A 20,276-nucleotide genomic window follows, 5' to 3' on the forward strand; every position below is an offset into this window, starting at 1 on the left:
CCGTGACCCGCCTCGAAGCCGGTTTCGCCGTCGCAGTCGTGGCCGTCCTCCTCGTGTCGGTGACCGCGCCGTTCGTCGTGGCGGCGCCGGCCGACGAGGAACCCGACGCCTTCGACCTCGACGAGACCAACGCGCACGAACCGCCGTCGGTGCCCGAGGAATCGAGCGTGACCGTCGAGGACCGAACGTTCGCCGACGCCCAGCGAGCCATCGACGCTGCCGAACCCGGCGACACCGTCGTCCTCGAGGGCCGCTTCGAGGACCGCTTGAGGGTGAACACCAGCGACGTGACCGTCAGGGCCGGCGAGGCCGGCGCAGTCGTCGACGGCGGTGGCGAGGGGAACGTACTCGTCGTCGCGGCCGAGAACGTCACCGTCGAGGGGCTGTGGCTCCGGAACTCCGGCTACGACGCCGGCAGCGAACACGCCGGCGTCTTCGTCGAGGGAACGGCGAACGGAACCGAACTCCGGGAACTGTACCTCTCGCAGATTACCTTCGGCGTGTGGGTTGACGGCGCCGACGACGTGACCGTCACCGACAGCCGCATCGAGGGCCGCGAGGACGTCGAGCGCCGCACCGACCGCGGCAACGGCATCAACCTCTGGGAGACGAGGAACTCGACGATACGGAACACCGAAATCACGGACGTCCGCGACGGCATCTACTACTCGTGGGCCGAGGGCGTTGTCGCGACGAACAACACGATGTGGGACAGCCGCTACGGAGTCCACTACATGTACTCCAACGACAACCGACTGGAGGACAACCTCGCCGTCGACAACGACGTGGGCTACGCGCTGATGGTCAGCGACGGGTTGACCCTCGTCAACAACACGGCGGCCCGCAACGACGGCACCAGCGGCCACGGCATCCTCCTGAAGGACATCGAGCGCTCCGAAATCAGGGGCAACGTCCTGCTGGAGAACGGCAACGGCCTGTACGTCTACAACGCACAGGACAACCGCATCGCCGGGAACCTCCTGTTGCGCAACGGCGTCGGCATCCACGTGACCGCCGACAGCAACGGACAGGAGGTGGTCGGGAACAGTTTCATCAACAACGAAGACGCCGTCCTGACGACGACGCAGAACCTCATTGTCTGGAACGGCAGCGACCGCGGGAACTACTGGTCGGACGCCCGCGCCGTCGACCTCGATGGCGACGGGACGAGCGAGGTCCGCCACCGACCGGCGGGGCTGGTCGAAGCGCTCGTCGCCGAGCGGCCACAGGCGCGAATCTTCGTCGACAGCCCCGCCTTCGACGCGGTTCGACTCGCCGAGAGTTCGTTCCCCGTCGTCGACTCGCCGGGTATCGTGGACAGACAGCCCTTGGCCGACACCCCACACGACTGGAGGAACTATGCGAATCACAGCTAACGACGTCCGCAAGGAGTACGGCAGCGTGACGGCCCTCGACGGGCTGTCGATAGAGATACCCGACGGCAGCACCTTCGGCGTCCTCGGGACGAACGGCGCCGGCAAGACGACGCTGTTCAAACTGCTGGTCGGACTGGACCGACCAGACGGCGGCCGATTGGCCGTCGGCGAGCAGTCGGTTGCCGACGCCGGCACCGAGATACGGCGGCGTGTCGGCTACCTGCCCGAGCGGGTCGGCTTCCCCGGCGCACTCACGGGCCGGGAGGTGCTGTCGTTTCACGCCCGGATGCGCAGCCTCCGGCGTGACGGCCGCATCGACGACGCCATCGAGACGGTCGGCCTCTCGCCGTCGGCCGCCGACCGGGCCGTCTCGGGATACTCCAACGGGATGCGTCGGCGGCTCGGACTCGCCGCCGCCATCCTCCCGGAGCCGCAGGTGCTCGTTCTCGACGAGCCGACGGCGGGGCTGGACCCCCGTGGCGTCGCCGAGTTCCACGGCATCATCGACCGCGTGCGGACGGAGACGGGCGCGACGGTCGTCCTCTCCTCGCACGTGCTCTCGGAAATCGAGCGGTTGTGTGACCGCGTGGCCGTCCTCGACGGCGGACAGGTCCTCGCCTCCGGAATGGTTTCGGAACTCGTCGACGCCGACGACGTAACCGTCCGGATACGACCGGAGAGCGCCGGAGATATCGGGGGACTCCTCGCGGCCGCCGAGACGTTCGGCACCGCCTCGGCGACGAACGGGACGGTCACCGTCCGGTGTCCGACCGGCGACGTGCCCTCGCTGTTCGCCGCGGTCGATTCGACCGTCGATATCGCCGACGTGACCGTCGAACGGGACGGCCTCGAAGCGGCGTTCCACAGCGCACTCGAAACGGCGGAGGTGAGTCCATGACCGCAGAGAGCCCGGACGAACAACGCGAGGAGCCGACGCCCGACGGCGGCTACGCGGCCGCCCACGAAGCGTCCGCGGCGCCCAGCGAGCGGCCGCAACTGCGGCAGATAGCCACCGTCGCGGTCACCGAGTACCGACTCGCGCTGCGGAGTCGGTGGGCGCTGGCGCTTTCGGCGCTGTTCGCGCTGTTCGGGACGATGCTTGCGACGTTCAGCGGGTCGGCGGTCGGCCCCGAGGGAATGGAACGGGTCGTCGCCAGCCTCACCAGCCTCGCGGTGTATCTCGTGCCGCTTGCGGCGCTGGCGTTCGGTTACGACGCCGTCGTCGGTCGCGACGAGGAAGGCTGGCTCGAGGTCGTCTTCTCGCTGCCGGTGTCGCGGTGGCGGGTCGTCGCCGGGACGTACCTCGGGCGGGTCGCCGTCCTCGCCGGTGCGACGGTGCTTGGCTTCGGCGTCGTCGGCGTCCTGCTCGTTCGGGAGTTCGGCGTCGCCTACTGGGGGGCGTTCCTCGCCTTCCTCGCCGGCGCGGTCGCGGTCGGCGCGGCGTTCCTCGCGGTCGCCGTACTCGTCTCGACGCTCGCCCGCGAGAAGACCCACGCCCTCGGCGGCGTGTTGCTCGTGTGGGTGTGGTTCGTCCTCGTCCACGACCTGCTGGCGCTGGGCGTCGTCGCGGCTTTCGAGTTGCCGGAGGCGGTGCTGAGTTTGTTCGTCCTCACCAACCCCGCGAGCGTCTTCCGCGTGCTCGTATTGAGCCAACTGGGAACGACCGCGGGAAGCGGGTTCGCGGCCGTTCTCTCGACGACGGGACTTTCGACGCCGGGACTCGTCGCCGTGCTCCTCGCGTGGTGTGTCCTCCCGGTTGCCGCGGCCGGCCTGTTGGTCTCCCGGCGGCGACTGTAGGGTATCCTGGCCGTTCCACGGCCTTCGAGTCCGCCGCCCGAACCGTCGAAGCGCTGACGTACCACCGGTACCTCTATCGGGTGACTGTGTCGCAGCACCGACGGTACCACACTACACGATGACTCACAGCGACCCTGCGACGTACGTTGCCGAGAACCGGTCGGAACTGGTGCGGACGACGCTCGACACCCTCGCCGTCGACACGTCGAACCCACCCGGCGACACGCGCGCCCTCCTCGAGGGAATCGAAGCGGACCTCGACGGATTGGGCGTCGAGACCGAACGGTTCGCGGTCGACCCCGCGAAGCCGAACCTCCTCGTACGAGTTCCGGGTGACGGCGACCGGACGTTCTGTTTCAACGGCCACCTCGATACGGTGCCGTTCGACGCCGAGGCCTGGGAGTACGACCCCCTCGGCGAACGAGTCGACGACCGCATCTACGGCCGCGGCGCGACCGACATGAAGGGGCCGCTGGCCGCGATGCTGCTCGCACTGCGGGCGTTCGTCGAAGCCGACGAGAAGCCGCCGGTCGACCTCCTGTTCGCGTTCGTCAGCGACGAGGAGGTCGGCGGCGACGCGGGACTGCCGGCGCTGTTGGCGGCCGACCGTCTCGACGCCGACGCCTGCGTCATCGGCGAACCGACCTGCTCGGGGGGCCGATACTCCGTCGTCGTCGCCGACCGTGGGAGCATCTGGTTGACGCTGGAGGCAACCGGCGAGGCCGCCCACGGGTCGCGGCCGGTTCTCGGCGACAACGCCATCGACCGCCTGTACGGTGCCGTAACGACGCTTCGAGAGCGGTTCGGGCGGCGCGAACTCGACATCGACGCCACGGTCGAACCGATACTGGAGGAGTCCATCGAGTACTACGGGCCGACGATGGGCGCCGAGACGGCGCGTGACCTCTTTTCGTTCCCCTCGATTAATCTCGGGACCATCGAAGGCGGTGAGGCGATAAACAGCGTTCCGCAGTCCGCGACGGCGGAAATCGACGTCCGGCTGACGGCGGGGGTACAGACGCCCGATGTCCTCTCGGACATCCGGGAGTGTGCCGCGATGTGTGAGGGCGTCACCATCTCGGAGGTCTCCTGGAGCGTCGGGACCGCAGAGCCACCCGACAGCCCGCTCGTCGAGGCCGTTGCCTCGACGGCCGAAACGGTGACCGGCAAGCGGGTGTACCGCCGGAGTGCGACCGGTGGCGGCGACGCGAAGAAACTCCGAAACGCGGGCATTCCGGCCGTCGAGTTCGCGGCCGGAACCGACACGGTCCACGCCGTCGACGAGTACATCACGGTCGACGCGCTCGCGATCAACGCGGCCGTCTACGCGCGGCTCCCCGCCGTCTGGGCCGACACGGAGGGAACGTGAAAGCGCTGCCCGCGGGGGCACGTTTAATATCGTTGCATGCATACTATTGGGCATGAAGCAAAATATCGGCGTACTCGACGGACGGGTTCGGCTCGCGGTTGGCGCACTGCTCGCGGCCGTCGGTATCGCGGCCGTCGCAAATGTTCTCGAACTCGGCTTGACGGCAGGCATCATCGCGCTCGTCGTGGGGGCAGTCCTCGTCGGGACGAGCCTGACCGGCCTCTGTCCGCTGTACCGCGCGCTGGGAATCAGCACCGCCGACGAGTAGCGTCGGTTCGCGGTCGATTTTGTCGATCGGTTTTTGTCGGTTTGGTAACTCGTCGGACGTGAACACTAATGTGGAATGACGCCGATTTCGGCGTGTGTCAAATCGACCCACACAGCCACGGGAGAGCATCTGTCCGTACTGTGGTGTCGGCTGTGGTCTCACGTACAACCCGGATTCGGGGAAGGCGACCGGCTGGAAGGGCCCTGTCAACACTCGTGGAGAAATCTGTCCGAAGGGGGCGGCGGCGTGGGAAATCGTCGACCACGAGGACCGCCTGACCACGCCACTCGTCCGCGACGGCGAGACGTTCGTCCCCGTCTCCTGGGAGACGGCGCTGGAGGCGGTTACGGAGGTCTTCTCGGAAATCGTCGAGACCGACGGTCCCGACGCGCTGGGGTTTTTCGCCTCCTCGAACTGCACCAACGAGGAGAACTACGTCCTCCAGAAACTGGCACGGAGTCTCGGGACGAACAACGTGGACAACTGCGCCCGGTTGTGTCACTCCTCGACGGTCGCCGCCATGGGCGAGCGCTTCGGCGCCGGCGCGATGACGAACACCCTCGAGGACCTCCGAGAGGCCGACGCCTACCTCGTCGCCGGCGCCAACCCCGCCGAACAGCACCCGATTATCTTCCGGTCGTATCTCCTCCCCGCGGTTCGGGACGGAACCGAACTGATTCACGTCGACCCACGAGAGAACGACACCACGAAGGCGGCCACACACCACCTGCCGGTGAAGCCGGGGTTCGACATCCCGCTTCTCAACGCCGTCGCGAAGGTGATAGTCGAGGAGGACCTCACGGACGAGGCGTTCCTCGAAACGCGCGTCGAAGGCGTCGACGCGTTCGTCGAGTTCCTCGAGGGCATTGATGTCGACGACAACGCCCAGCTGGCGGGCGTCGACCCCGACGACCTCCGGGCGGCCGCCCGCGCGTACGCCGAGGCCGACCGGGCGGCGACTTTCACCGGGATGGGGATGAGCCAACACCACTGCGGCACCGACAACGTTCACGCACTGTTGAACCTGGCCCTTTTGACCGGCAACGTCGGCGAGCGCGGGACGGGCGTGAATCCGCTTCGCGGCCAGAACAACGTTCAGGGTGCCGGCGACGTCGGCGCGTTGCCGAACGTGCTACCCGGGTATCAGTCGGTCGGCGACGACGAGGCCCGCGATGCCGTCGCCGACGTGTGGGGATTCGAGCCGCCGGCCGAACCGGGACTCACCGAAGTCGAGATGACACACGCCTTCGGCGAGGACCTGCGCGGGGCGCTGGTGTTCGGTGAAAACCCCGCCGTGACGGAACCGAACGCCGACCGGGTCCGCGAGCGCTTCGAGCAACTGGACTGTCTGGTCGTGTTGGACCTCTTCGAAACCGAAACCGCCGAGTACGCCGACGTGATTCTCCCGGGGAGTGCGTGGGCCGAAAAGGCCGGCAGCGTCACCAACACCGACCGACAGGTCATGCGGATGCGACCCAATACCGAACCACCCGGCGACGCCCGTCTCGACCTCGAGGTGCTGTGTGAACTCGGCGAGCGGTTGGCCGACGATGGCGTCCGCTTCGACTACGACGGTCCGGAGGCCGTCTTCGAGGAACTCACCGAAGTGCTTCCGCAGTACGCCGGCATGAGCTACGACGGCATCGGAACGGGAAGCCAGCGGTGGCCGTTTCCAGCGGGTGCCGAGGAGGGCGTCGGCGTCCTCCACGCCGACCGGTTCGAATCCGGGCGTCGAACCGCCGACCTCCGGGCGGTCGAGCACGTCGACCCCGTCGACGACGTCGCCGACGACGAACTCGTGTTGACGACCGGTCGGGTCCTCCAGCAGTTCAACAGCGGCGCGCTCACGCGGCGGTCGGGGACGCTCGTTCGCATGCGCGGCGAGGACGTCTTACAGATACACCCCGAGGACGCCGAGCGGCGCGACATCGCCGACGGTGATAGGGTTCGCGTCGAAAGCGAGCGGGGGTCGGTGACCATCGAGGCCGACCTCACGCCGGCGGTTCGTCGGGGAACCGTCTTCGCGACGTTTCACTACGCCGACCCGCTCATCAATCGACTCACCGGCGACACCCTAGACCCCGTCGCGAAGATTCCCGAGTACAAACACAGCGCGGTGACGGTCGAAATCCACCGGGAGTGACTGGCTGGTCGATGCCGCGGCACGACCGGGGACCCGCTTAAGCGACTGGGGGTGGTACTAGCCGCATGAAACACGTCGACTACGTGTACACCGTCGGGATGACCGACGCCGAACTCGATGAGTTCCTTCGACTCGGCGAGCACGGCGTTTTGGGGTTGGCCGACGGCGACGACGCCTACGCGGTACCGCTGAGTTACCACTACGACGGGAAGCGACTCCTGCTCAGGGTGAGCGGCCACGACGACGACAGCGAGAAGCGGCGGTTCCTGGAGACGACGGGGACGACGACGTTCGTCGTCTTCGACGCCTCGACGGCCGACTCCTGGAGCATTCAGGTCCGCGGCCCCGTGAGCGAGTTCGAAAGCGACGTCGATGAGGCGACACTGCGGGAGTGGTTCCCACCGTTTCGGCTGTTCGACGAGGCCGTCGAGGCGGTCGATTTCAGCCTCTTCGAGTTGGAGATGGAGTCGGTCGTCGGCCGCCGAACGGTCGAGTGAGCGTTAGAAGGTGATGATTTCGTAGTCGTCGGCGACGAGCGAGCGGATGCTCGGGTGGCCGTCGTTTTCGTCGGCGACGACGACGCCGGAGTCGTTCACCGCCTCGTCGACGCCGAAGGCACCGGAACAGAAATCACAGACCGAGGTGTCGTCCCGGACCGACAGATACAGGTCGTGGTGTCGGTGGTCTTCGTCCTCCAGTTCGGGCACCCACTGGGTGCCGGCGCCGTCGAAAATCAACTCGACGTCGTCGCCCTCGGCCTCGGCGAACTCCTTGGCTGCTTCGAGGCCGTTGACGAGTCGGCCGCGGTCGGCGTGCGATTCGGTGCCGGCGAGAATCACGATTGCTGCTTTCGTCATTACGGAGAGGGATACGTCGAGTCGGTACAAAAGGCCGAGTGGGTCGTGTGTCGTCGGAACCACTCACCGAAAGGCACGAACCGGTCAGTGGTCGTGGCTGTGGGCGTCGTCCGGGCGGGTGAACTGCCCGGCGAACGCCCGCTGGACCACCTCGGACAGCGCCGGGTGGATGTGAACCGACTCGCGAATGTCACGAACCGTTCCGGACCCCGCTTTCATCGCGACGACGACCTCCTGAATCAGGTTCGACGCCTCGGGGCCGACGATGTGACAGCCGAGTATCTCCCCGTCGAGGTCGATGAGCACCTTCACGAACCCCTCGGCACGCATGGCGCTCCCGCGGGCAGTTTTGTCGTAGGGGTACGTCCGGGTGGCGTACTCGACGCCGTCGGCCCGGAGGTCGCTTTCCGTCGCCCCGACGCCGGCGACTTCCGGCGAGGCGAAGACGGCGAACGGCATCGCCTCGTAGTCGACCGCCTGGAGTTCCTCGCCGAAGAGGTTCCGGGCGACCGTCTGCGCTTCGTGATTGGCGCTGTGTTTCAGCAGGTACTCTCCGACGATGTCGCCCAGCGCCCACACGCCGTCGGCAGTCGTCCGCAGGTACTCGTCGGTCTCGACGAACCCCCCGTCGTCGGTCTCAACGCCCGTCGCCTCGACGTTCAGGATGTCGGTGTTCGGGACGCGACCGGCGGCGACGAGCAGTTCGTCGCCGGTGGCGGTGACCGGGTCGGCGTCCTCGACGATGCCGCCGTCGTCGCCGTACTCGTAGGGTTTGGCCTCGACGGTCACCGAGTCGCCGTCCTCGCTGACTGCCGTCGCCGTGTGGCCGGTGTGGACGGTAAAACGGTCGGCGTAGCGCTCGGTGAACGCCGCCGCGACCTCCTCGTCGGCGTCCGGAAGCAGATTCGGCCGGCGACCGACGATGGTCACGTCGCTGCCGAACGTCCCGAAGAAGTGGCCGAGTTCCGCTGCGATGTAGCCGCCGCCGACGATGACGAGATGGTCCGGCGGCGTCTCCAACTGGAGGGCTTCGGTACTCGTCAGGTAATCGACCGACTCGATGCCGTCGATGTTCGGAACACCCGGGCGCGTGCCGGCCGCGATGAGCACCGTCTCACCCCGGAGTCTCGCCCCCTCGTCGTTGCCGCTGGAGATTTCGAGGGTTCGATCGTCGACGAACCGGCCCTCGCCCTCGAACAGGTCGTGTCGGGACGACGAGCGCAGTCCGCGCCGAATCGACTCGGCGTCCTCGGAGACTTCCTCGTTGACCGACCGGACGAGTTCCGCGAAGTCGACATCGTTCACCTCGGCATCGATGTGGAACTCCCCGGCCCGCTCGATGGTTTCGAGTACGTCCGCGTGATACAGCAGGTGTTTCGAGGGGATGCATCCCCGGTTGAGACACGTCCCGCCGAGCGGCCCTTTCTCGACGACGGCGACCGACTGCCCTTGGTTGGCGGCGGCGTTGGCCACGTCGAGTCCCGACCCCGAACCGACGACGACGAAATCGAAGTCTTCCATAGCGGTATCTACAGTGTGAATCCGTATCAAACCCCAGTTGCTCGTGTGACTCGGCTACCCGGGCGTCGAGAGGAGGACCGTCGGACAGTGACAAAACGTATCCCCACCGGTCCGCAGGGTTGACCCACGATGGGGACACGCAGCGACAGAGCCGACGATGAGGTCGGACCGACCCTGTATCTCGAATCGACGCCGCTCGATGCCGACGAGGCGTTCTGTACAGACGTGTTCGACGACGCCAGCGGGGAGTACCGAGTCGTCCAGTTCACCGCGGCGCAGTCATTCGAGTCGCTCCGAGAGGCGCTGGACGTCCAGTTGGAGCGGCTCCACGACCCCTCGGAGGCGGCGGTCATCATCACCACCCCACAGGCCGACGAGGAAGCGACGACCTCCGAAGTCGGAGCGGGGACGCCGCTGTACGGCTTCCAGGTCAACCCACACGACCTGACGGGGATTTCGGTCGCCTTCTCCCGACTCATCGAGAAATGGGACGAAACCGAGGGGACAGTGAGAATCTGTCTCCGAGACATCGAGTCGCTTCTGCCGTATCACGACGACGACCTCGTCTACCGGTTTCTCAACACCGTCCTCGCGACGCTGCAAGGAGCGGGCGCTGACGTCCACGCACACCTCCACCCGACGGCGACCGACGAGCAGACGCTCCACATGCTGAAATCCCTGTTCGCGCAGGTCATCGAACCGGGGGAGTCCGGCGAAACGACAGCTACGGCGGCGACCGAACCGAAACCGGAGGCCACCGCAGACACCTCGGAAGCGGAGTCGACAGACACGACGACGGCGACGACCGCAGCGATGACCGACGCGGAAATCGATGCGTTCCTCGGTTCCGCCGGCTACGGCGTCCTCGCGTTCGGGAGTGAAGGGCCGTACGCCGTCCCGATGTCCTACGGGTACGACGCCGCACGGCGGGAACTGTACCTCCACATGTCGTCGTTCGAGGGGAGCGAAAAGCAGACTCGACTGGAAGAGTCGACGGCGGTGTCGCTGGTCGTCACCCGATACGAACGTCCCGACCGCTGGCGGAGTGTCGTCGTCGACGGGCAACTTGAGCGCCTCTCGGCTGACGAGGTTCGAGACCGGGACGTACTCAGCGTCTTCGCCGACAGCAAACTCGCCTCAGTCGACGTGTTCAGCCCCAAACCCTCCGAAATCTCCTTCGAGTGGTACGCCCTCACCCCGACCGACATCACCGGGCGACAGGGCGCCGGTTCGCTGTGAGTGTCGAGTCGTAACGGAGCGAATACCGACGGGGGCTGACAGAGGCCATCCAGAACGCCCAGACAGCTGTATCTATCATATGCATCTTCTAGCCAGATACGCTTGTGTACATATGCGTTTCATATTGTGAAACTCGTATTTAACCGTTTCCGGAACTGCTGGAATTTCACACTCCGTTCCGATGGCGTTCGTCTGAAACTGATAGCATGTATTTCATAACATAGCTAATTTTGTTATGTATAACACCCTGCCCCGCAGACCCCCCGTCGTGTGCATCCGGTCACGAGCGGCATCTCTCCAAGCTCGACCGGAAATCGAGGGGCTCGATTGATACGAGCGTACGGGCGTGATTCGTCACCACACGAGCTACCCGATACCGAACCGGCGGCGATGGGCGCTGCGTGGTTGAACCGAGTGTGAGAGAGTGTTCGTCGGTAATCTAAATATAATCACTGGAGCGGTCGGCTTACCGACTACCCCCCAGCCAGATATTGAAGACCGAACCAGTCCGGTCCCTCTCCCGCTGATTCATATTTACCGGACCATCCGATGGTTTGTCATAACGACGCCGCACATGCTTGCGAATAGACGCGTTACTTCGCGGGACCATAGCGGTGTTGTAGTCGGAGCCTACAGCGACTGGCATTCCTCGGCTGACAGCACCGACCACGGACGAGAGTACGCTGTGCTTACAGCGATATGGAACCAGCTAACAAACCGAGGGGCTCGTGTCGGAGACCGCTTGCCTCTCTCCAGCGGTTACTACTTCGGTCGGCACCGGCACCCCCTCGATGAACTGTTAGTGGCACGACGTATTTCCGCTAGGGCCAACGCTACTACGGCCCGGGGTGCAGTCAGGTCCCGACAGCTCTCCGCCCTAGAGGGACGCCGGCGCTATGTGTCCCCGACGAGTCGTCCCACTACGGGGGCGTTCTCAGCCAGCCACGGCTTGAGATAGACGAGGCCACCAACGACGATGGCGGTGACGACGAGACCGCCAACCGGGCCGACCCGCTTCGTCGCCACCGTCCAGACCATCCATGCAGTCGTGAGGCGTTGGAAGAGTGCCACTATTGTAGCACCATCAGACGCCAGGAACTCCGAAGGCTCCGATGCCGAGCCCGAGGACCGTGTTCAGGACGAAGAGGATGGCGAGCGCGGACAGCCAGGCCACCAAACCGATGAGCACGGCTTTGATCCAGTCACCCGGATACCGCCAGTTGATGACGGCAATCCACACGATCAGGGCGATGACAGGCCCGATGAGCGGAATCCAGGACGTCAGCGCCCACGCGATGGCACCGATCAGTGCGGTGATGACGGCGTGACTATAGTCGTCGACACCCGCGATCACGCGAGCGCTGATGTAGATTGCGAGCCCCCCGACTAGGAGAGCAACGATGAATGCGATTACCGACCCTACAAGTGCTGTTACCATACCTACTCTTCGGTAACTGTCATGAAGAAGATTTCGGCACCGTGAATCTGGTGGAAGCAGTTTCGTGCACTCACTATCGCTTGTCTCGTGTGCAGCGTTGACCGATTCTCTTTGGCGGCTGACGATGGTCACTTCGCTGGCCGTTCGCCGAGACAGCAATACATTTGAACCACTGGAAACCCAAGAGCACCACATGCGGACCATAGACGAGACGCTCCAACCGGACGTTTCCTACCGCGTGAGACAGCGACTCGGGCCATTGATCACCCGACTCGCACAAACGTTCGGACAGCCCGAGTACCACCTTCGGGATACCGAGTATGTCGGTACCGTCCAGCGGCCGATAGACGAGTTCACGGAGACCCTCCAGGAACACGGGTTCGAGTGGGACCCGCTGGCGTGGTATCACCTGCCGCCAGTTGGGTCGGAACCGGATGGCAGCTGGACGTATCAACGGACCTTGCTGGCCGACAGACAGATACACACGATCCTCATCGCCCACTCGCCGGAGTATATCGACGTTTTCGCCCACGAGGAGTACAACTGGCTGCGACACCCGATCAAACACGTCCGGCAGGTCGGTATCGAGCGGAAAGCCGGTAGTAGCGCAATGCGCCGTTGGATCGAGAGTCACGGCATAGCGGTCGAAACCAGGTCGCGTCGGCGGCGACAGGTCGCACACGCGATAGATGACCTCTACAACTACCTCGGGTCCATCATCCGGTAGCGTGGGTCGATGTTCGGACTCCGAGATGCCGGTGGAGAGAATCTATCCGCGACGAAGTCGACTCGATATCCGCTACTTCAGCGAGAAAATCCCGCCCGACGCGGTCAACCGCGCGACAGTCGAGAGCCGGAGCATGTAGGCGGTCAACACGAGATAGGGTGCAATCGAGACCGTGAATGCGACGGCCACAAACGTCTGTAGCGGCGGGATACCCAGAATCGCGCCGTCGGGGAGGACTTCGCCATTGATTGCGATAATCGCCGAGGCGTTGAACAGGATGGCCGGGAGCGCGACGACCAGCAGCGTCTGGGACAGCTTTGACACTTCTCTCGTATAATACAGCGTTTTGAAATACTCCTTCCCGATGGCGAACAGTTCGAACGCTTTGATGAGGTCGTCGAAGGATTCGGACGAGGTGTCATGGGACGAACCAAGCGTTCGTGACCGCTCGATGTGGGAACCGTAGTCGAACCCGATTCCCTTCCAGAGGACGGCAAACTCCGCGCCGGTGGTCTCATCGACTTCCCCGAGCTGTTCGGCGGCATCCGAGACCGAGACCGCGTACTCGTCGATATCCTCGGCGATATCCTGTTCGACGCCGTCCAAATCGTTCGTGAGCGCCTGCGCGCGAGCACTGATGATTCGAGACATGACCTTAAGAAACGACGAGGGGTCGGACGGGTTCTCTCCGGGCTCGGTCAGTTCGCCGAGATCTCGGCGGAATTGTGTCGCCGCATGAATCCGATTCTCTTGGGTTTTGACGGAGGTGATATCGTGTGAGAGCACTATCGAGTTGATCGAGACGACGATAGAGACCAGGAGAATCATCCCGCTCAGGAGCGTATTGAGAATCGTCTGGATCGTCGAGGTGTCCGTCAGTAGCGTCTGCATCTCGAAGGTCCAGAACGTCGAGATGACCATGAAGGTCGCGAACACCACTGTGAGCAGCGCACCCGTCACTGCCAGCCGGTCGGCATCGAGCAACACCCACCGTTTCAGGCCGAACCCAGTGGACCAGTTCGGGACGGGGAACCAGTCCCGCCACCGGCTGAATTTCGGGATGATACTCATGGGACGGTTCCCCGAGCGGTAGCACTGGGGAATTCCGCTCGTGATCGAACGCTCATGGTTCCGATAGAAGAGCCACAGCGAAAAAACCCTGTGGTGAGCAGTATCGGGTGGGCCCGTCCCGAAAGTGATATTGGAGCGTCGCAGACCCGAACCGTCGGTTCACGCGGCGGCGTGGGTCGGCCTACGGCTTGTCACGGAAGAGCGCGAGATGCCGAAGTGCCATCCGGTTCTCGATTCCGCCCGCGAGGGCGCCCGACAGCACACCGAGCGTGCTGATGAAGCCCCCGACACGGACGAGGTCGACAAGCCCGACAGTGGGGTCTTCGAGGCTTGGCCAGTTCGTCATCAGGTTCGGCGGGAAGACGGCGAGTTCGATCAGGAGCATGATCGACCCGACGAGGACGAACAGCCCCATCATCGCCACGACGAGGATGAAGAACACCGTCACGTTCACCAGCGCCATGTGTTCGGTGACCACCTGACTGCGTTCGCGCGGGAACGACAGCCGCTGGACGTACAGCAGATGGATAGCGGCAGCGATGATACTCCCGATGGCGAACAGGGCAGTGGTGCGGTTGGTCAGGTTCAGCCCCACGTCCCATGCCTCGGCACTGAACACGAGAATAAGCGTCGGCGTCACCGCGGCCGTCGAGAGGCGCGGCAGTGAGAAGGGGAGCAGCGGTGCGCGACTCCCCAGCAGCGTCGCGACGACGATACCCGGATTCCGCACGAGGCTCACGGCGTGAAACGCCAGCCGTCGAAGCCGCCCTCGCGAGATGTCCGCTTCCGGGATGGAGGTGACGATTCCCTTGAGATGTTTCGTGATGTTCGCGTCGAACGGCGGGACGCTCCGCCGTGAGGGGTCGAACGAGAACGGAGCCATTACGCCGCCGTCATCGTGATCCGCACGAAACACGTGTCCCAGGAGATGGACGAGAAGGGTCGCAGCGTTCCAGCGGACGGCCGCCGAATCGAGTTCCCGGACCGTGTCTTGGCCGGGGGTCCGCAGGAGTCGCCGCGTCGAGACGACGACGACGCGAGCGAGGGGGGAGGCAAGTCCCTCGACGAATCGCTCGTCCCGCGTGGTCAGGGGCACGTCGGTCACGACGACGACCAGGTCGTAGGGGCGTTTCACCATGTGATGTGCGGCTTCGTCGAGGAACTCGGATGGCCGTCGGGGAGCGCGGTCGGCGAGTGGGTCCGGTTCGGCACAGTGGACCCGCCAGGCCGCGTCCGTGGCTGCCGCCAACTCATCGACACCGTCGCGGGCCATCCGCTCGGCGAACGATTGCAGCGGCCCGGCATCCTCGCCCGGTGAGTGAGCAACGAGGACTCCCACGTCGATCCGTGGCGCAGCCTCGTCGGTACTCCAGTCATCCGCATTCGACGGGTCGGTCCGCACCGCTTCATCACCGTCAGTTACTGCACCGCCTGAAGGGTCCCCGTCGACTCCGGAGTGCCTAGAATTCATCGCCTGAGAGTCGTCCATCACGGAGCGGTCTCAGAGATACGCATCGTCCCACTCGTCGGCCAAGTGCGTGTTGCCACAGTTCCCGCATTCGAGTCTGTCCTGTCCGTCGGCGGAGACGTTGGTACTGCCGCACTGTGAACAGAAGTACCCGTAGGCGTCCTCCTCGTCCTCCGCAGCGTACACCGTGAAGAACGGGGCCTCTCTGCCGGGAACGCTCTCGTCGCGGTCGACGGGTCGGTCGACCCCGTCGACGGTGACGGATTCGGGGACCGGGACGGTCGGTTCGTTCGACGTCGTCGTTCCTTCGCCCTCGGTGAACATGGTAACCCCGAACTCCTCCCCGCCGACCATTATCAGGTCGTGGTCACTCTCCTTGAGGCCGAACCCTTTGAGGAACTCGCCGCCCTCGACGGCCTCCTCGAGGACACACGCCGCAATCGGCTTCTCGTCGAACTCTTCGCGAACGTGGTCGAGCAGCGCCGTGGCGATGCCCCTGCCACGGGCTTCTGGGTCGACGTGAAGCCACTGAATCGTCGCTTTCGTTCCGCTTTCGACGATGATGACTCCGAGGACCCCCTCGGCGCCGTCGGCCGTCCCGTCGACGACGAGCACCGTCGTGTCCCCATCGTCGAGCAGGTCGGCAAGCGAGGTATCGTCGAACTCCTCTTCGAGTATCGTCTCGATCTGCTGTGGGCTGAGCGAGTACGACGCTTGCAGCGAGTCCCGCGTAATCGCTCTGATCCGTTCCCGGTCGTCAGACTCGGCAGGGCGAACATCCATGCAACTCATTGTCGCTGAACGGTCATAAATCGTCCGCCGGCTTACATCGTCCCGTCGGAAATACCGTACTCGAAAGGGAGACCAGCAGAAGACGGGTCGGTAGAGTCCGGTACCGGCGTTACCCGCTCAGGTGACTCTCGGTGCTGGAACTGTCACGCCGAGGCGATTCTGCGTCTCTCGTCCCCGCCAAATTGAATACACGTGCGAACCAATTGCCATAGCATGGACAATCAGGACCAAGTCCACAGTACGTCGATCGAACCGGGAGAACTAGTGTACGACAGCGACAGGCGACCGGTGGGGCGCGTGAGCGGCCTCACCGACGACGGATTCGAGGCCGAAGAGATAACACCCGACGAGAGCGAACTCGAGGAGTTGCCGGGCCAGGAGTTCGGCGAGGGATTCCTGATGTGGCGGTGTGCCGAATGCGGGGAGATGGACGAACTCGACGAGGGATTGCCGGAATCGTGCCCGAACTGTGGTGCTCCACAGGAAGCGATCTCTGCCGTCGAAGAGGATTAAACGAGAACCCACCCACGAACTCGCCGGAGATGACCGCCGGAGAGCGTGCCGCATCCGATTTCCGCGCTGAAGCGGGTGCCACGAGAGCCATTTGGGCAGGAGCTGTCGATTACCGTGCGGGGAGTCCTCATCGGCGTGACCGCACAGTAGAGCCTTCTTATTCGTGGTAACCTTCCCTGAAGTTCAGTAGCAGATTTATACTTAATAGAACGCGTCACGGGGACGAATACGAACTACATGACAGCAGTCAAGATCATCAAAGTGCTGGGCACCTCGACCGAATCGTGGGAGGACGCGGCTCGCGAAGCGGTCAGTGAGGCGAGCAAGAGCGTCGATAACATCACGGGCGTCGAGATCCAGGACCACACGGCAAACGTCGAAGATGGCTCGATTACCGAATACAAGGCCACCGTCGAAGTGGCGTTCCCCGTTCGGGACGGAACTCAATAGGCCGAAATGAGAATCCCGCGGCTGGAGGAGTCCGCTCCAGACGGTCCTGCTCGTGGGGTGGGGAGTGCTCGCAGTCTTCTCGACGGATGAGGGTCCGCTCGCGACAGCCAGCGTCGTCGGGATTCCCGGCGAGATGTACGACCGTGACAGACCGGGCGACTGGAACCCGTAACGTCCACTGGCACAGTCCACGCCACGCCGACCGTGTTCCAGGCTGTCGTCCTCTATCGACACACGATTCGGCACCCGATGTGCGTTGATCCGGTACACACCAGTGAGGGAGATACGCGACTGGCTTACGGCAGTACAACACCGCCCCAACGGGCGCTCGGCGGCGACCCTTCCGGTAACAATGTGGTACATACCGCTCGCCAAGTGGGCAGTTGGCTTAAATAACCCAAGACCATCCCACTATGTCATGGGTTTTCAGCCAGAGGTAACGGTGCTGGCGTTCTGGGTGGACTGGCTCCGCGTGTCGTCGTACCACCACCTACCGAAGATCGCGTCGGCCGGGGTCGTCAAGTACGACACCGAGAATCAGTTCGTCGAGCCAACCGACACGATGGGGACCTGAATTATGTACACACACAGAGTCGGCGTCGAACTCGAGCTGTGGGTTGTCGACGAAGCGGGACGCCTATGTGATGGGACGAACATCACCGAGGCACACCGACGGATAGATCCCGAATTCATCGACCCGCTCATCGAAGTGAAGACGGCACCACACACGAGCGAACGCGACCTGCGACGCGATCTTCAGTCGACGCTTCGGACGGGAATCCGAACGGCAGAGGCCGCCGGTAAGCGTCTCGTTCCACTGGGGACGCCGTTGACCGCGTCGAACGCGGAGGCGAACTGCGAGCGCGGACGCGCCTTCGAGACGGTCTACGGCAGCGGTGTCCAGAGCGCGAAGAACTGTGCCGGGACGCACATCCACTTCGAGCAGGACGAGACCATAGACCAGCTCAATCTCCTGACCGCACTCGACCCGGCGCTTGCGCTGGTGAGTTCCTCACCCTACTACACCGGCACGCGTGGCGCGAGCTCCTCGCGTGCACTCGCGTATCGGACGGGGTGTGGGGACGGATTCCGCTGTTTCACCGAACTGTGGAACTACGTGGACAGCCTCGCGAGATGGCGCGAGCGCGTCGACGAAAAGTACGCTCGGTTCAAGCGGCTGGCTGCCGATCGGGGGGTGGCCCGCGAGACCATCGAGGCGCTGTTCGAACCCGAGGACACGGTGTTGAACCCCGTCCGGCTTCGGGAGTGTCAGCCGACCGTCGAGTGGCGGGCGCCGGACGCTACCCTCCCCAGCCAGGTCGTCCAACTCGCCACCGACGTCGAGAACCTGATCTCGCACACGCGAACGGCTCACGTCGAGTACGGAACCACGGAAGTCGGCGCGGACCGCATCCGACTCCCCGAGTTCGAGACACTCCGTGAGTTGAGTTACCAAGCGATCGAATCCGGCCTCGAATCCCTGGACGTTAGGTCCTACCTCCGCGATTTGGGCTTCGATCTCTCGGCGTACGAACCACTCTCGCCGCGGCTGGACGGACCACAACGGCTCAGTGACGCGGAGGCACGAACGCGGCGGTTGCAACAGGCCGATCGACTGCAGGCGGATATCCAGAGGCTGACCCGCGAGCGAACACGGCATACGATGTTCCCAGTCTGACCTGGCAGTCGTCGCGACGACGGATTCGTCGCGGTTACGGCGTCCCAGATGTGGAATCGTCGTCTGGGCAATCCGTGTCTCTGACTCGAATTTCCGGACTAACTGAGTGTGGGAGGCAAAAATGGAGACGAGTTCCCGAGCGGATTCCCGCTTATGCGTTCGCCATCTGCCGACAGCTTTCGGCGCACTCCGGTAGGACGTCAGCACAGACCTGACAGTGGTTGGCGTCGTGCTTGCTGCACTCGTCCGCACAGGCCTCGCACGCCTCTGCACAGGCCTCTGCGAGCATGGAACTGTACTCCGAGTTACGGGCGATGAATCGGGCGTGTAGCGACGTGAGATCGGCGACGTCCCGACAGAGACGGGCGCACTCTTCCATGTCGGAGTCGCCAAGACACTCGTCGGCGCACCACTCACACACCTCGGCGGCTTCGTTGCAGACCTCGATGCACTCGCGCCCTTCATCGCTCAGCCCCTCGATTCTGTCGACTGTTTCTGTAAGAGACATCGCGTCGTGGTATTCGTTCTCCATCTGCATAAAGGGAACACCAACATCCGCAGCGATCGGAGGCTTCATTCTCTACTGGGACTGGGTTCTAACCCGGCTAATCGCTTCAAGGACTCCTCAAGGAGAGGGAGAGAGACAGTCGGCACTACCGATTCGCGGTGAACTTCTTGCGAATGTCGTTCGCCGTGAGTGCTCCCTGTATAACGTACGAGAGTCCGCTGTACCGAGAAGCGATCTGTGTCAATCAGCAACTAGAACGCGGCAACATCGTCGTCATGGATGACCGCTACTATCTCTTCTGTGACAGTCACAAATTCACGTTCCCGTCAGGGCTCGACGGTCCGGACGGGATGTACGGGTTCGTCGCGGATTCGCTCCAGGGCGACTACGAACCGCTCAACGGAAGTGGACTCGTCCTCGCGAATCCCGCTAATCAGCCGTTCCAGACGTACTCTTGGATGCCCGTTCCGTACAACGACAACCAGATTGCGGTGTTGAGCTACTACAACTACCACGACCTCGGCGACGGCACACTCACCGACGTCGGAAGCCTCCCGCGGGAGGATCAGATGGCCAAATTCGGCGGGACGTTCGCCCCGACGCTCGTAGTTGAGTTGGACGGAACTTCCTCGGAAATCGTCGACACGCTTGACGCTGGCTTCCTCCCCTCGGAGAACTCGAACCCGCCAATCAACACGATGTAGATGCAAATAGTCAAATGGTCCGTACAGATAGAGCACACGTGCCGACGGAGAACTCGAACACCGCCAGCTAGAAGCGTACGTATGACCGGTCCGAAATGCGACTTCCGACGACTGTACGGCGAATCTGAGGCTCGCTGAGCGGTCCTTCCAGGCACCGTATTTGCTCAGTCCGGACCGAATCGAGCGCAGTCAGGGGAACTGAACATGGATTTCCGAACCAGCCGAGAGTCGTACTCGGGGCCACCTGAGAACCACGATTGTGATAGACAATGTACGAACGAACCGCTCCGTTCTCGATCATCACACGGCGGGAATCAGCCTGTCACCAGAGTCATGACCTTGAAAGCCGATATCAAC

22 protein-coding genes are annotated in these 20,276 nt (G+C 63.9%); 14 read left to right on the forward strand and 8 right to left on the reverse strand.

Going from position 1 to position 20,276, the window contains the following annotated elements; all coding sequences use genetic code 11:
- The first annotated feature begins 2 nt into the window (after positions 1-2).
- The 7 genes from nosD to HWX69_RS01555 all read left to right on the forward strand — a co-directional run bounded on the left by nosD (position 3) and on the right by HWX69_RS01555 (position 7,450).
- On the forward strand, positions 3-1,376 hold the full coding sequence (gene nosD, locus HWX69_RS01525) for a nitrous oxide reductase family maturation protein NosD (RefSeq protein ID WP_178915309.1): 1,374 nt from the start codon (positions 3-5) through the stop codon (positions 1,374-1,376).
- Complete coding sequence (locus tag HWX69_RS01530; RefSeq protein WP_178915310.1) at positions 1,360-2,274, forward strand: ABC transporter ATP-binding protein; 915 nt, start codon at positions 1,360-1,362, stop codon at positions 2,272-2,274. The genes nosD and HWX69_RS01530 overlap by 17 nt, the downstream gene beginning before the upstream one ends.
- Complete coding sequence (locus HWX69_RS01535; protein WP_178915311.1) at positions 2,271-3,173, forward strand: ABC transporter permease; 903 nt, start codon at positions 2,271-2,273, stop codon at positions 3,171-3,173. Before HWX69_RS01530 ends, HWX69_RS01535 begins: the two co-directional genes overlap by 4 nt.
- A gap of 118 nt (positions 3,174-3,291) precedes the next feature.
- Entirely contained in the window at positions 3,292-4,542 is a 1,251-nt protein-coding gene (locus HWX69_RS01540; protein ID WP_178915312.1) for a M20 family metallopeptidase, read from the forward strand.
- Positions 4,543-4,594: 52 nt separating this feature from the next.
- Complete coding sequence (locus tag HWX69_RS01545) at positions 4,595-4,810, forward strand: YgaP family membrane protein (protein ID WP_178915313.1); 216 nt, start codon at positions 4,595-4,597, stop codon at positions 4,808-4,810.
- Between the two features lie 94 nt (positions 4,811-4,904).
- On the forward strand, positions 4,905-6,953 hold the full coding sequence (fdhF, locus tag HWX69_RS01550) for a formate dehydrogenase subunit alpha (RefSeq protein WP_178915314.1): 2,049 nt from the start codon (positions 4,905-4,907) through the stop codon (positions 6,951-6,953).
- A 65-nt stretch (positions 6,954-7,018) separates the two neighbouring features.
- Entirely contained in the window at positions 7,019-7,450 is a 432-nt protein-coding gene (locus tag HWX69_RS01555; protein ID WP_178915315.1) for a pyridoxamine 5'-phosphate oxidase family protein, read from the forward strand.
- Between the two features lie 3 nt (positions 7,451-7,453).
- On the opposite strand, the gene HWX69_RS01560 is transcribed toward HWX69_RS01555, so the two are convergent.
- Together HWX69_RS01560 and HWX69_RS01565 are read right to left on the reverse strand one after the other, a co-directional pair.
- Entirely contained in the window at positions 7,454-7,810 is a 357-nt protein-coding gene (locus HWX69_RS01560) for a DsrE family protein (protein ID WP_178915316.1), read from the reverse strand.
- A gap of 84 nt (positions 7,811-7,894) precedes the next feature.
- Positions 7,895-9,331, reverse strand: coding sequence for a dihydrolipoyl dehydrogenase (locus tag HWX69_RS01565; RefSeq protein WP_178915317.1), 1,437 nt, complete (start codon positions 9,329-9,331; stop codon positions 7,895-7,897).
- A 129-nt stretch (positions 9,332-9,460) separates the two neighbouring features.
- Between HWX69_RS01565 and HWX69_RS01570 the strand changes: the two genes are divergently transcribed.
- Positions 9,461-10,570: a pyridoxamine 5'-phosphate oxidase family protein gene (locus HWX69_RS01570; protein ID WP_178915318.1), complete on the forward strand. Its 1,110-nt coding sequence runs from the start codon at positions 9,461-9,463 to the stop codon at positions 10,568-10,570.
- 894 nt (positions 10,571-11,464) lie between these two features.
- Here the strand turns inward: HWX69_RS01570 and HWX69_RS01575 are convergent.
- A complete protein-coding gene (locus HWX69_RS01575; RefSeq protein WP_178915319.1) occupies positions 11,465-11,641 on the reverse strand; it encodes a hypothetical protein in 177 nt (58 codons plus the stop codon).
- 13 nt (positions 11,642-11,654) lie between these two features.
- Positions 11,655-12,008, reverse strand: coding sequence for a hypothetical protein (locus tag HWX69_RS01580; RefSeq protein WP_178915320.1), 354 nt, complete (start codon positions 12,006-12,008; stop codon positions 11,655-11,657).
- 193 nt (positions 12,009-12,201) lie between these two features.
- On the opposite strand from HWX69_RS01580, the gene HWX69_RS01585 reads away from it, so the two are divergent.
- Positions 12,202-12,735, forward strand: a complete 534-nt coding sequence (locus HWX69_RS01585) for a hypothetical protein (protein ID WP_178915321.1) — start codon at positions 12,202-12,204, stop codon at positions 12,733-12,735.
- 72 nt (positions 12,736-12,807) lie between these two features.
- Here the strand turns inward: HWX69_RS01585 and HWX69_RS01590 are convergent, their stop codons facing one another.
- From HWX69_RS01590 to HWX69_RS01600, 3 genes are all read right to left on the reverse strand, one after another.
- Positions 12,808-13,806, reverse strand: coding sequence for a hypothetical protein (locus HWX69_RS01590; RefSeq protein ID WP_218644651.1), 999 nt, complete (start codon positions 13,804-13,806; stop codon positions 12,808-12,810).
- Between the two features lie 181 nt (positions 13,807-13,987).
- Positions 13,988-15,295: a zinc metalloprotease gene (locus tag HWX69_RS01595; protein ID WP_178915322.1), complete on the reverse strand. Its 1,308-nt coding sequence runs from the start codon at positions 15,293-15,295 to the stop codon at positions 13,988-13,990.
- A 12-nt stretch (positions 15,296-15,307) separates the two neighbouring features.
- On the reverse strand, positions 15,308-16,057 hold the full coding sequence (locus HWX69_RS01600) for a GNAT family N-acetyltransferase (protein ID WP_178915323.1): 750 nt from the start codon (positions 16,055-16,057) through the stop codon (positions 15,308-15,310).
- Positions 16,058-16,279: 222 nt separating this feature from the next.
- On the opposite strand from HWX69_RS01600, the gene HWX69_RS01605 reads away from it, so the two are divergent.
- From HWX69_RS01605 to HWX69_RS01620, 4 genes are all read left to right on the forward strand, one after another.
- Positions 16,280-16,579 carry a DUF7130 family rubredoxin-like protein gene (locus HWX69_RS01605; protein WP_178915324.1) on the forward strand — a complete coding sequence of 100 codons (300 nt, stop codon included), beginning with the start codon at positions 16,280-16,282 and terminating at the stop codon, positions 16,577-16,579.
- Positions 16,580-16,816: 237 nt separating this feature from the next.
- On the forward strand, positions 16,817-17,029 hold the full coding sequence (locus tag HWX69_RS01610; protein WP_178915325.1) for a dodecin family protein: 213 nt from the start codon (positions 16,817-16,819) through the stop codon (positions 17,027-17,029).
- 418 nt (positions 17,030-17,447) lie between these two features.
- The gene (locus tag HWX69_RS01615; protein WP_178915326.1) at positions 17,448-17,603 is read left to right on the forward strand and encodes a hypothetical protein; all 156 of its coding nucleotides are present in this window, start codon (positions 17,448-17,450) and stop codon (positions 17,601-17,603) included.
- A 3-nt stretch (positions 17,604-17,606) separates the two neighbouring features.
- Positions 17,607-18,707, forward strand: a complete 1,101-nt coding sequence (locus HWX69_RS01620) for a glutamate-cysteine ligase family protein (protein ID WP_178915327.1) — start codon at positions 17,607-17,609, stop codon at positions 18,705-18,707.
- A gap of 151 nt (positions 18,708-18,858) precedes the next feature.
- Here the strand turns inward: HWX69_RS01620 and HWX69_RS01625 are convergent, their stop codons facing one another.
- A complete protein-coding gene (locus tag HWX69_RS01625) occupies positions 18,859-19,215 on the reverse strand; it encodes a four-helix bundle copper-binding protein (protein WP_178916579.1) in 357 nt (118 codons plus the stop codon).
- A 185-nt stretch (positions 19,216-19,400) separates the two neighbouring features.
- Between HWX69_RS01625 and HWX69_RS01630 the strand changes: the two genes are divergently transcribed.
- Entirely contained in the window at positions 19,401-19,919 is a 519-nt protein-coding gene (locus HWX69_RS01630; RefSeq protein WP_178915328.1) for a glycoside hydrolase family 68 protein, read from the forward strand.
- The last annotated feature ends 357 nt before the right edge of the window (positions 19,920-20,276 follow it).

Source organism: Natronomonas gomsonensis (assembly GCF_013391635.1).
Classification (GTDB): Archaea; Halobacteriota; Halobacteria; order Halobacteriales; family Haloarculaceae; genus Natronomonas; species Natronomonas gomsonensis_A.

Bases quoted from the DNA above. Each gene is read 5' to 3' on its own strand.
- HWX69_RS01530 (WP_178915310.1), top strand. From the start codon at position 1,360: ATGCGAATCACAGCTAACGACGTCCGCAAGGAGTACGGCAGCGTGACG.
- HWX69_RS01535 (WP_178915311.1), top strand. From the start codon at position 2,271: ATGACCGCAGAGAGCCCGGACGAACAACGCGAGGAGCCGACGCCCGAC.
- HWX69_RS01540 (WP_178915312.1), top strand. From the start codon at position 3,292: ATGACTCACAGCGACCCTGCGACGTACGTTGCCGAGAACCGGTCGGAA.
- HWX69_RS01545 (WP_178915313.1), top strand. From the start codon at position 4,595: ATGAAGCAAAATATCGGCGTACTCGACGGACGGGTTCGGCTCGCGGTT.
- HWX69_RS01555 (WP_178915315.1), top strand. From the start codon at position 7,019: ATGAAACACGTCGACTACGTGTACACCGTCGGGATGACCGACGCCGAA.
- HWX69_RS01560 (WP_178915316.1), bottom strand. From the start codon at position 7,810: ATGACGAAAGCAGCAATCGTGATTCTCGCCGGCACCGAATCGCACGCC.
- HWX69_RS01565 (WP_178915317.1), bottom strand. From the start codon at position 9,331: ATGGAAGACTTCGATTTCGTCGTCGTCGGTTCGGGGTCGGGACTCGAC.
- HWX69_RS01570 (WP_178915318.1), top strand. From the start codon at position 9,461: ATGGGGACACGCAGCGACAGAGCCGACGATGAGGTCGGACCGACCCTG.
- HWX69_RS01580 (WP_178915320.1), bottom strand. From the start codon at position 12,008: ATGGTAACAGCACTTGTAGGGTCGGTAATCGCATTCATCGTTGCTCTC.
- HWX69_RS01585 (WP_178915321.1), top strand. From the start codon at position 12,202: ATGCGGACCATAGACGAGACGCTCCAACCGGACGTTTCCTACCGCGTG.
- HWX69_RS01590 (WP_218644651.1), bottom strand. From the start codon at position 13,806: ATGAGTATCATCCCGAAATTCAGCCGGTGGCGGGACTGGTTCCCCGTC.
- HWX69_RS01595 (WP_178915322.1), bottom strand. From the start codon at position 15,295: ATGGACGACTCTCAGGCGATGAATTCTAGGCACTCCGGAGTCGACGGG.
- HWX69_RS01600 (WP_178915323.1), bottom strand. From the start codon at position 16,057: ATGGATGTTCGCCCTGCCGAGTCTGACGACCGGGAACGGATCAGAGCG.
- HWX69_RS01605 (WP_178915324.1), top strand. From the start codon at position 16,280: ATGGACAATCAGGACCAAGTCCACAGTACGTCGATCGAACCGGGAGAA.
- HWX69_RS01610 (WP_178915325.1), top strand. From the start codon at position 16,817: ATGACAGCAGTCAAGATCATCAAAGTGCTGGGCACCTCGACCGAATCG.
- HWX69_RS01615 (WP_178915326.1), top strand. From the start codon at position 17,448: ATGGGTTTTCAGCCAGAGGTAACGGTGCTGGCGTTCTGGGTGGACTGG.
- HWX69_RS01620 (WP_178915327.1), top strand. From the start codon at position 17,607: ATGTACACACACAGAGTCGGCGTCGAACTCGAGCTGTGGGTTGTCGAC.
- HWX69_RS01625 (WP_178916579.1), bottom strand. From the start codon at position 19,215: ATGTCTCTTACAGAAACAGTCGACAGAATCGAGGGGCTGAGCGATGAA.